The organism is Microcoleus sp. bin48.metabat.b7b8b9.023, assembly GCF_013299185.1.
GTDB lineage: Bacteria > Cyanobacteriota > Cyanobacteriia > Cyanobacteriales > Microcoleaceae > Microcoleus.
Genome location: NZ_JAAFKG010000053.1, coordinates 46,197 through 52,827, shown reverse-complemented (window position 1 = coordinate 52,827; position 6,631 = coordinate 46,197). Strand labels below are relative to the sequence as shown.

General features: G+C 44.6%; 4 protein-coding genes and 22 tRNA genes. 2 read left to right on the top strand and 24 right to left on the bottom strand.

What is annotated here, in order from left to right:
• Positions 1-496: 496 nt before the first annotated feature.
• From QZW82_RS24925 to QZW82_RS24810, 24 genes are all read right to left on the bottom strand, one after another.
• Positions 497-569: transfer RNA gene (locus QZW82_RS24925), tRNA-Arg, on the bottom strand.
• A 5-nt stretch (positions 570-574) separates the two neighbouring features.
• Positions 575-649, bottom strand: a tRNA-Val gene (locus QZW82_RS24920).
• A gap of 260 nt (positions 650-909) precedes the next feature.
• Positions 910-980, bottom strand: a tRNA-Gly gene (locus QZW82_RS24915).
• Positions 981-1,036: 56 nt separating this feature from the next.
• A complete protein-coding gene (locus tag QZW82_RS24910) occupies positions 1,037-1,879 on the bottom strand; it encodes a TIGR02452 family protein (protein WP_293154370.1) in 843 nt (280 codons plus the stop codon).
• A 93-nt stretch (positions 1,880-1,972) separates the two neighbouring features.
• A tRNA-Thr gene (locus tag QZW82_RS24905) sits at positions 1,973-2,044 on the bottom strand.
• 95 nt (positions 2,045-2,139) lie between these two features.
• Positions 2,140-2,213 (bottom strand) — tRNA-Leu (locus tag QZW82_RS24900).
• Positions 2,214-2,421: 208 nt separating this feature from the next.
• Positions 2,422-2,495: transfer RNA gene (locus QZW82_RS24895), tRNA-Leu, on the bottom strand.
• Positions 2,496-2,523: 28 nt separating this feature from the next.
• A tRNA-Leu gene (locus tag QZW82_RS24890) sits at positions 2,524-2,598 on the bottom strand.
• Positions 2,599-2,602: 4 nt separating this feature from the next.
• Positions 2,603-2,676 (bottom strand) — tRNA-Pro (locus QZW82_RS24885).
• 4 nt (positions 2,677-2,680) lie between these two features.
• Positions 2,681-2,761: transfer RNA gene (locus tag QZW82_RS24880), tRNA-Leu, on the bottom strand.
• A 22-nt stretch (positions 2,762-2,783) separates the two neighbouring features.
• Positions 2,784-2,860: transfer RNA gene (locus QZW82_RS24875), tRNA-Leu, on the bottom strand.
• 25 nt (positions 2,861-2,885) lie between these two features.
• Positions 2,886-2,959: transfer RNA gene (locus QZW82_RS24870), tRNA-Gln, on the bottom strand.
• Between the two features lie 94 nt (positions 2,960-3,053).
• Positions 3,054-3,128: transfer RNA gene (locus tag QZW82_RS24865), tRNA-Asn, on the bottom strand.
• A 6-nt stretch (positions 3,129-3,134) separates the two neighbouring features.
• Positions 3,135-3,207: transfer RNA gene (locus QZW82_RS24860), tRNA-Phe, on the bottom strand.
• A 4-nt stretch (positions 3,208-3,211) separates the two neighbouring features.
• A tRNA-Ser gene (locus tag QZW82_RS24855) sits at positions 3,212-3,298 on the bottom strand.
• An 8-nt stretch (positions 3,299-3,306) separates the two neighbouring features.
• Positions 3,307-3,381, bottom strand: a tRNA-Arg gene (locus QZW82_RS24850).
• A 34-nt stretch (positions 3,382-3,415) separates the two neighbouring features.
• A tRNA-Tyr gene (locus tag QZW82_RS24845) sits at positions 3,416-3,497 on the bottom strand.
• Between the two features lie 13 nt (positions 3,498-3,510).
• Positions 3,511-3,585 (bottom strand) — tRNA-Lys (locus QZW82_RS24840).
• Positions 3,586-3,590: 5 nt separating this feature from the next.
• Positions 3,591-3,665, bottom strand: a tRNA-Glu gene (locus QZW82_RS24835).
• Positions 3,666-3,686: 21 nt separating this feature from the next.
• Positions 3,687-3,761 (bottom strand) — tRNA-Trp (locus QZW82_RS24830).
• 212 nt (positions 3,762-3,973) lie between these two features.
• On the bottom strand, positions 3,974-4,150 hold the full coding sequence (locus QZW82_RS24825) for a hypothetical protein (protein WP_293154367.1): 177 nt from the start codon (positions 4,148-4,150) through the stop codon (positions 3,974-3,976).
• 169 nt (positions 4,151-4,319) lie between these two features.
• A tRNA-Cys gene (locus QZW82_RS24820) sits at positions 4,320-4,393 on the bottom strand.
• Positions 4,394-4,468: transfer RNA gene (locus QZW82_RS24815), tRNA-Glu, on the bottom strand. It lies immediately after the preceding tRNA gene.
• Positions 4,469-4,807: 339 nt separating this feature from the next.
• A tRNA-Asp gene (locus tag QZW82_RS24810) sits at positions 4,808-4,880 on the bottom strand.
• A gap of 238 nt (positions 4,881-5,118) precedes the next feature.
• On the opposite strand from QZW82_RS24810, the gene QZW82_RS32310 reads away from it, so the two are divergent.
• A complete protein-coding gene (locus tag QZW82_RS32310) occupies positions 5,119-5,475 on the top strand; it encodes a glutathione S-transferase family protein (protein WP_363318925.1) in 357 nt (118 codons plus the stop codon).
• Positions 5,476-5,654: 179 nt separating this feature from the next.
• Positions 5,655-6,584, top strand: a complete 930-nt coding sequence (locus QZW82_RS24800) for a polysaccharide deacetylase family protein (protein WP_293154364.1) — start codon at positions 5,655-5,657, stop codon at positions 6,582-6,584.
• The last annotated feature ends 47 nt before the right edge of the window (positions 6,585-6,631 follow it).

The window sequence follows — 6,631 nt, the reverse complement described above, 5'->3', positions numbered from 1 at the left end:
GAATATCTCGCTACTTTTGAGCTTGGGAGATTCTAATAATAATTTTTTGTACGGCACTATACTTGATTTACTTTTTTATACATCATACCTAGTGTACCACTTGTTCGACCTTAAGTAAACCGTATTGGGTTATAACTTTATTAAAAGGTGAAATAGTGCAATTCCCTAAGGATGGCTGTGCCGTGCGTACTATTGGCGTGCGAGTTATCGGAGCATTGCGTTTTCTGAGTTACTAGAGGGACTCCGCCGATGAGTTATTACACACTCTTTAAAGGATGGCTACTTCTAAGCCTACCTATCGGGTTCATTGCACTCCTCGTTCGCAAACGCGCGCCGTTTTTGACAGCGTTACCTTTCCTCTCGTACTAAAGTATGTAGGCTCCAAAGATTGGGACACGCAAGTACGGGGGGCGCAGCTATCTTGTAGGGAATCGCTCTTAATATAAAAAATTAATCATTCAATGGAATCAACCTCCTTAAATTCAATCAAAAACAATGAGAGTGGTAGGACTCGAACCCACAACATCCGCGTCCGAAGCGCGGTGCTCTATCCATTGAGCTACACTCCCTAAATTGGTAGTCCTGGCAGGATTTGAACCCGCAACATCTTGCTTGTAAGGCAAACGCTCTACCATTGAGCTACAGGACTACAAAAGCGGATGATGGGAATCCAACCCATGCGCTGAGAATGGCACGCTCAGATGCTAGCTTTTACATCACACCCGCAAACAAATTTGATATTTCAGTTGGGTAGATCTGGTTTTTGAAGAGGGCGAAGCATCACCGCATATAAGTGATTAGTTATAATCTCATATTGACTGCGGTGATGCTTCGCCCCTACAGATATATGTTCGTGTACAAGCCGCTGCACACTTGTTACCTGTCATCTATAAACTGTTTAATTTGCCAAGCGGATAACGAGGCTCGAACTCGTGCCTAGAGTTTGGAAGACTCGAATGCTACCGTTACACCATATCCGCATGATTGAAAATTTAAAATTGCGTTGACACAGGAAAAATTGCGATCGCCATTTCGACTAATCTGAGGAAAATCGATTGTCAAATTCTGCAAATATCCTTCCTTCTGGGCTGGAGTCTAGTACAGAAAATAGTACGCTTTTGAATCTGCCAGCAAATTGACCGTTTGGCAATAAAAAGTCTGCAAACATCTGAGCTACCATAGATGGATCGTTCCTAAAGACGCCGCATCCCCAAGCTCCTAAAATTAACGCATCGCAACCTTTGTAAAGGGCTAAAGCCAACAATTTTGCACCGCGTCCGTACAGAGTTTCGCGGATTTTTGCCGTACTTTCTGACTCTTTTCGGGAAATCTCACCAGCATTGGGAGCGCAACTCGTGATAAAATCAACAAGATAAGGTTCCTCAAGTAAAGTTCCATCATCTTTTCGGAATACTGAACAGCCGGGAGAGTAGATGAGTCGATCCGAGTAAAGCAGGGATTTATGAGAGCGATGATACTCGTAGTATTTAGGACATTTTAAAAGGCTTTTGTACAGTGCAGAACTGCGTGCTAAGCTCTCTTCTTGCGCTTGAGCGCCTCTGATGAATCCACCACCCGGATTTTTGGCAGAAGCGAAATTTAGGACTCCAATTTTTGCAAATTTCTGCGATCGCCCTTGACGCTCTGCACCCACCAGCGTTGTCTCATTTCTCACCATAAATTCCGTGTTCGACAATTGGTGAGTACCTGAGAGAACCTTTTCCTGAATCGCTGACAGGGCATCGGGTTCGTAGTATGCCGTCCCCGCAATACAGGATGCTAATTGGCGATCGATCTTAACCTGCTTCCCTTCTGGGGACAAGTAGCAACCATCTTCGAGAATTTTTAGCGTGTTTTGGGCGATCGCAATTCTTTTCATGCTTTTTACTGAGATTTGCTACAAAAAATTAGGGCTGTAACTTATGTTGAAAAGTTAGCACAATTAGATAGACTCCTTCTGAGCTTTAGGACAAGCAGGTGGCGAGATTTGAACTCGCAAGAAAGCTTTACAAGAGCCTCATGTTGCCAATTACATCACACCTGCATTTTTGGTGGCGGGGACAGGAGTTGAACCTGCTATGAAGAGGCTTATGAGACCTCCAAGCCTACCCAGGCTACTTCACCCGCGATATCACCAAATACCCCTGGCTGGCCTCGAACCAGCAACCTCCTCGTTCTAAGCGAGGCACCTCTTCCAATTGGGCTACAAGGGCAATTTTGTTTAATCAACAGTCCTGGATACACTCCGACTAAAGAAACCGGGTTTTTTACCTAATTTGTGGGTGAGTGCGAAGGATTATGGCACAATTCACAGATTAACTTTGGTTGCTCAAAAGCACCGCGATTGCTCCAGAGGCATTTTCGATAAACTAACTTTTTTCCTAGACACTGTAAGTTCCTCCGATATTTATCAAAAATTCATGCTCCCGACAGGATTTGAACCTGTAGAAAACTAGCTTCTCGAACTAGCGCGTCTGCCGTTCCGCCACGAGAGCAAATAGCAAAAATTGGCGGTTAGCCAAGTACCCCTGACAGGAGTTGAACCTGCAAAAACACCGATTCTGATTCGATGATGTTTTCCAATTACATCACAGGGGTAAAGTCGGGATAGCAGGATTTGAACCTGCAACCTTCGGCTCCCAAAGCCGCCGCGCTACCAAGTTGCGCCACATCCCGTTCATGCTCAAGGTGAGACTCGAACTCACAATCAAAATAGAACAGATTTTAAGTCTGCCGCGTCTGCCAATTCCGCCACAAGAGCAAGTGAAACTTAGTTGAAAATTTGGTACTCCTGACTGGATTTGAACCAGTAACACACAATTTTTGAAATTGCAGCCTCTGCCAGTTGGGCTACAGGAGCATAATCTGCTTTTGTAATAGCAGAACTGGGAAGGCAGGGATCGAACCTGCATTTGTCCGCTTTCAAAGAGCGGTGCCATACCGATTAGGCGACTCCCCAATAGTTGAATAGTTGGGTAGACTACGAACATAGATAAAAGCCTGTTTCAAAGATAGGCGAATTTACCAATTTGTCTACCCAGTAATTTAAAAAATGGCTGCCTCAGTAGGACTCGAACCTACAACCATCACGTTAACAGCGTGCAGCTCTACCATTGAGCTATGAGGCAACGCAATCCCCCAAGTCAGTATCGAACTGACGGCCTCTTGTTCTTCACACAAGCACTCTACCAACTGAGCTATCGGGGGAAAACGGAGAAGGAGGGATTTGAACCCTCGACGGGTGTTAAGCCGCTCTTTCTTAGCAGGAAAGCGCCATAAGCCTCTCGGCCACCTCTCCTCAATGAGCGAGAATGGAGGGATTTGAACCCCCAAATCTTCAGCCGCGCAAACTGAGTTGTTGTCCGATTACAACACATTCTCTCGATCGCAACTACATATTAAATACAGTTGCGAATGGGTCGGGCTGGAATCGAACCAGCAAAGCTTTAAGCTACTGTTTTACAGACAGCTACTCATACCAATATGAGAACCGACCCAAGGTTGAAAATTTGGTAGGTCGCCGAGGAATTGAACCTCGATCCATCCGCTTAAAAGGCGGCTGCAAAACCATTCTGCCAACGACCCACAAACAGTGCTGACGGGAGTTGAACCCGCAAATCACTTGGGTGAAAACCAAGCGGCTTAAACCATTTGCCTACAGCACTACAAATTTGATATTAAAAAATTGGCACAGGAACTGAGATTTGAACTCAGAATGCTGGTTTTGGAGACCAGAGTGTTGCCAGTTACACCATCCCTGCTTGCGATATAAGTTCAAAGAAACCGGGTTTTTTACCTAATCTGTCGGCTAGGGTGAAGAATTTTTGTAAAAAACCCGGTTTCTAACTACCTGTGCGTCCAGCACTGTGTTGCTTTGTTACTTTCAAAGTTACAAACTGCAATTAAAAGAGTGTTGGGTTAATCTCTTAATTTCTCGTTTCTCAAAACAAGTAAGCTTCTGGAAATTCGCCGATTAAACTTGGGCTTCATCTCGCAGTTGCCAAACCATTTTCTGAGCTTCCCATGCCTCATCAAGCTGTTGCAAGGTAGCATCAACGTCTTGAGAATAGCTATCAGCAAGGGATTTTTGAACGAACGCAGTCAACTGATCTTCCAAGTTGGCACTATTATTTGATACATCGTTAGGCATGAACCTTGAAAGAACGGTAGTTTTGGTCTTCATAACTTCTAACCTCTGTCAATGTCTATTAGGCTTTACTTCCTCTGTTTTGTAGATAGAATGACCGACTTTACAGTGCGTACCCTAAATAATTAAATTTCATGGAATTTATGTAATTTTTAATTACGATTGGGAACAGAGGTTAGGGCGGGATTTGAACCCGCGAAATTCGGTTTTGCAGACCGACGCTTTGAGCCACTCAGCCACCTAACCTGGGAGTCCCGACGAGGTTTGCACTCGCAATCTTCTGCTTGAGGGGCAGACGGCTTGACTTTTGCCTACGGGACTATTGATTTTAGATTTTAGATTTTAGATTTTAGATTGCTCCTGCGAGTAAAACTGTTATTTTCAACTTAAGATTGTTAACTTAAGATTCTCAACTTAAGATTGTTAACTTAAGATTCTCAACTTAAGATTCTCAACTTAAGATTGTTAACTTAAGATTGTTAACTTAAGATTGTTAACTTAAGATTGTTAACTTAAGATTCTCAACTTAAGATTGTTAACTTAAGATTGTTAACTTAAGATTGTTAACTTAAGATTCTCAACTTAAGATTCTCAACTTAAGATTGAAAATCTCACAATCCACAATCCACAATCCACAATCTAAAATCTAAAATTGCTTGACGGGGCTGACGGGTTTCGATCCCGCTACCTTCGCTGTGACAGAGCGACGCTCTCCCAATTGAGCTACAGCCCCACAAGGTTTGTGTTTGGACGGGGTGGCGGTTGATTCCGCGTACTACAACCCTAGGGGGTGATGGTTGCCGGAGTCTACACCGCCAAATGTCCAAAAGTATGTGACATTGTTAATTTCCTATTCAGTTTTCAAGGTTCGTATTGCCTGTGAGACAAAGCTTTAAAGCTCTTTCCCCTTTGCTATACATTTATACTACATTGCGTACTACAGGACTGTCAAGGGGGTAATACAACTTTTTTTGAAATCTTTTTTTGACATGGGGTGTCGATCGCCCTTTCCGAACACTCCCACTCTGCCAAACTACGTAAAATCAAGACATTTGGCTGCTAAACTGGTGGTGTCGTTCGAGAAAAATCCGATGCTGAAACTGTACTACAATCCGATTTCTCTGAATTCTCGTCGCGTGTGGGTGGCACTTCTGGAGAAACAAGTTGCGTTTGAGCCGATCGCACTTAACCTCGACGGCGACCAATTTGCACCCGATTTTCTGGCAATTAACCCGTTTCACCGCATACAGGCGTTGGTGGATGGAGATTTGACTCTGGTGGAGTCGCTGGCAATTCTCCATTGTATAGATGCAAAATATCAAACCTGAATTTCTTCAACCCGCGAAGGGGAGTTTAGTCTGTCTACGCCCGGATTCGATCGCCCGGATTCGATCGCCCTTCCGATACCGCTGTCAATCCCGCTGAGACATATTTATCAAAAATTAGGTTTCTTTTCCCTGAAATTCCCATTATCATTATCGGCAGTGTGGAGTGAAGGGAATCCCAAGTGACCGGAAATCATCTATTTCAAAGACTGCGAAAAAAATGGCGTTTTGTGGCGATCGCCCTGGCAGCGGCTGCAATCAGCTTTATCGTGGGTATGCTGCTACCAGGAAACCAACAGGGAAGCGACAAACCTGCAACCGCCGCCGTGCAGAACCTCAACCAATCCTTAACGGTAAATCCGCTAGCAAAGGAGGTTGGAGGCGATCGAACAAGCTTTAATCTCGATCGCACAGTTGAGGAACTTCTCACCGTATTGGAACCCAAAGAAAAACGCTTGACTTTTGTGCCGCCAGAGCAGTTTCAGGGAACAACTGTTTTTGAAGGGACAATCAAATATTCTCAGAAAGTTATTGCTTTAACAGTGGATGACGGGCCGTGGCCAGAAACGACTGAACAAATGCTGGATATTTTTAAGCAAAATGACATTAAAGCAACATTTTTTTGGATAGGTAAATCTCTCGAAACTTCTCCTGACATTGCTCGTCGAGTTGTAGCAGAAGGTCACGCGATCGGCAATCATACGTGGCATCACCCATACGATCCGATGGATGCGGCGACGGCGGCTAGCGAAATCGATCGCACGGCAAAACTTATTTACGAAACGACGGGAGTCAAGACTACTTATTTCCGCCCGCCGGGAGGAGTTTTGACTAATGGTTTGGCTAAGTATGCTAAGGAACAAAATTATTCTGTGGTGATGTGGTCGGTAACTTCTGCGGATACAGATCCGCGCGCTCAACCAGAAGCTTTTGTTGAGAATGTGTTGAAGGGTGCGAAGCCGGGGGCGATTGTGTTGATGCACGATGGCGGGGGCGATCGATCTCGTACTATCAAGGCTTTACCGGATATGATTGCTGGCTTGAAGGAGGAGGGATATCGGTTTGTGACGATTCCTGAGTTGCTGGAAATGCAAGGGAAATCAGCAGCGTAAATTGTGCGGGCGGGCGATCGGCTTTTTTTGAAGATGAACAAAAGGCG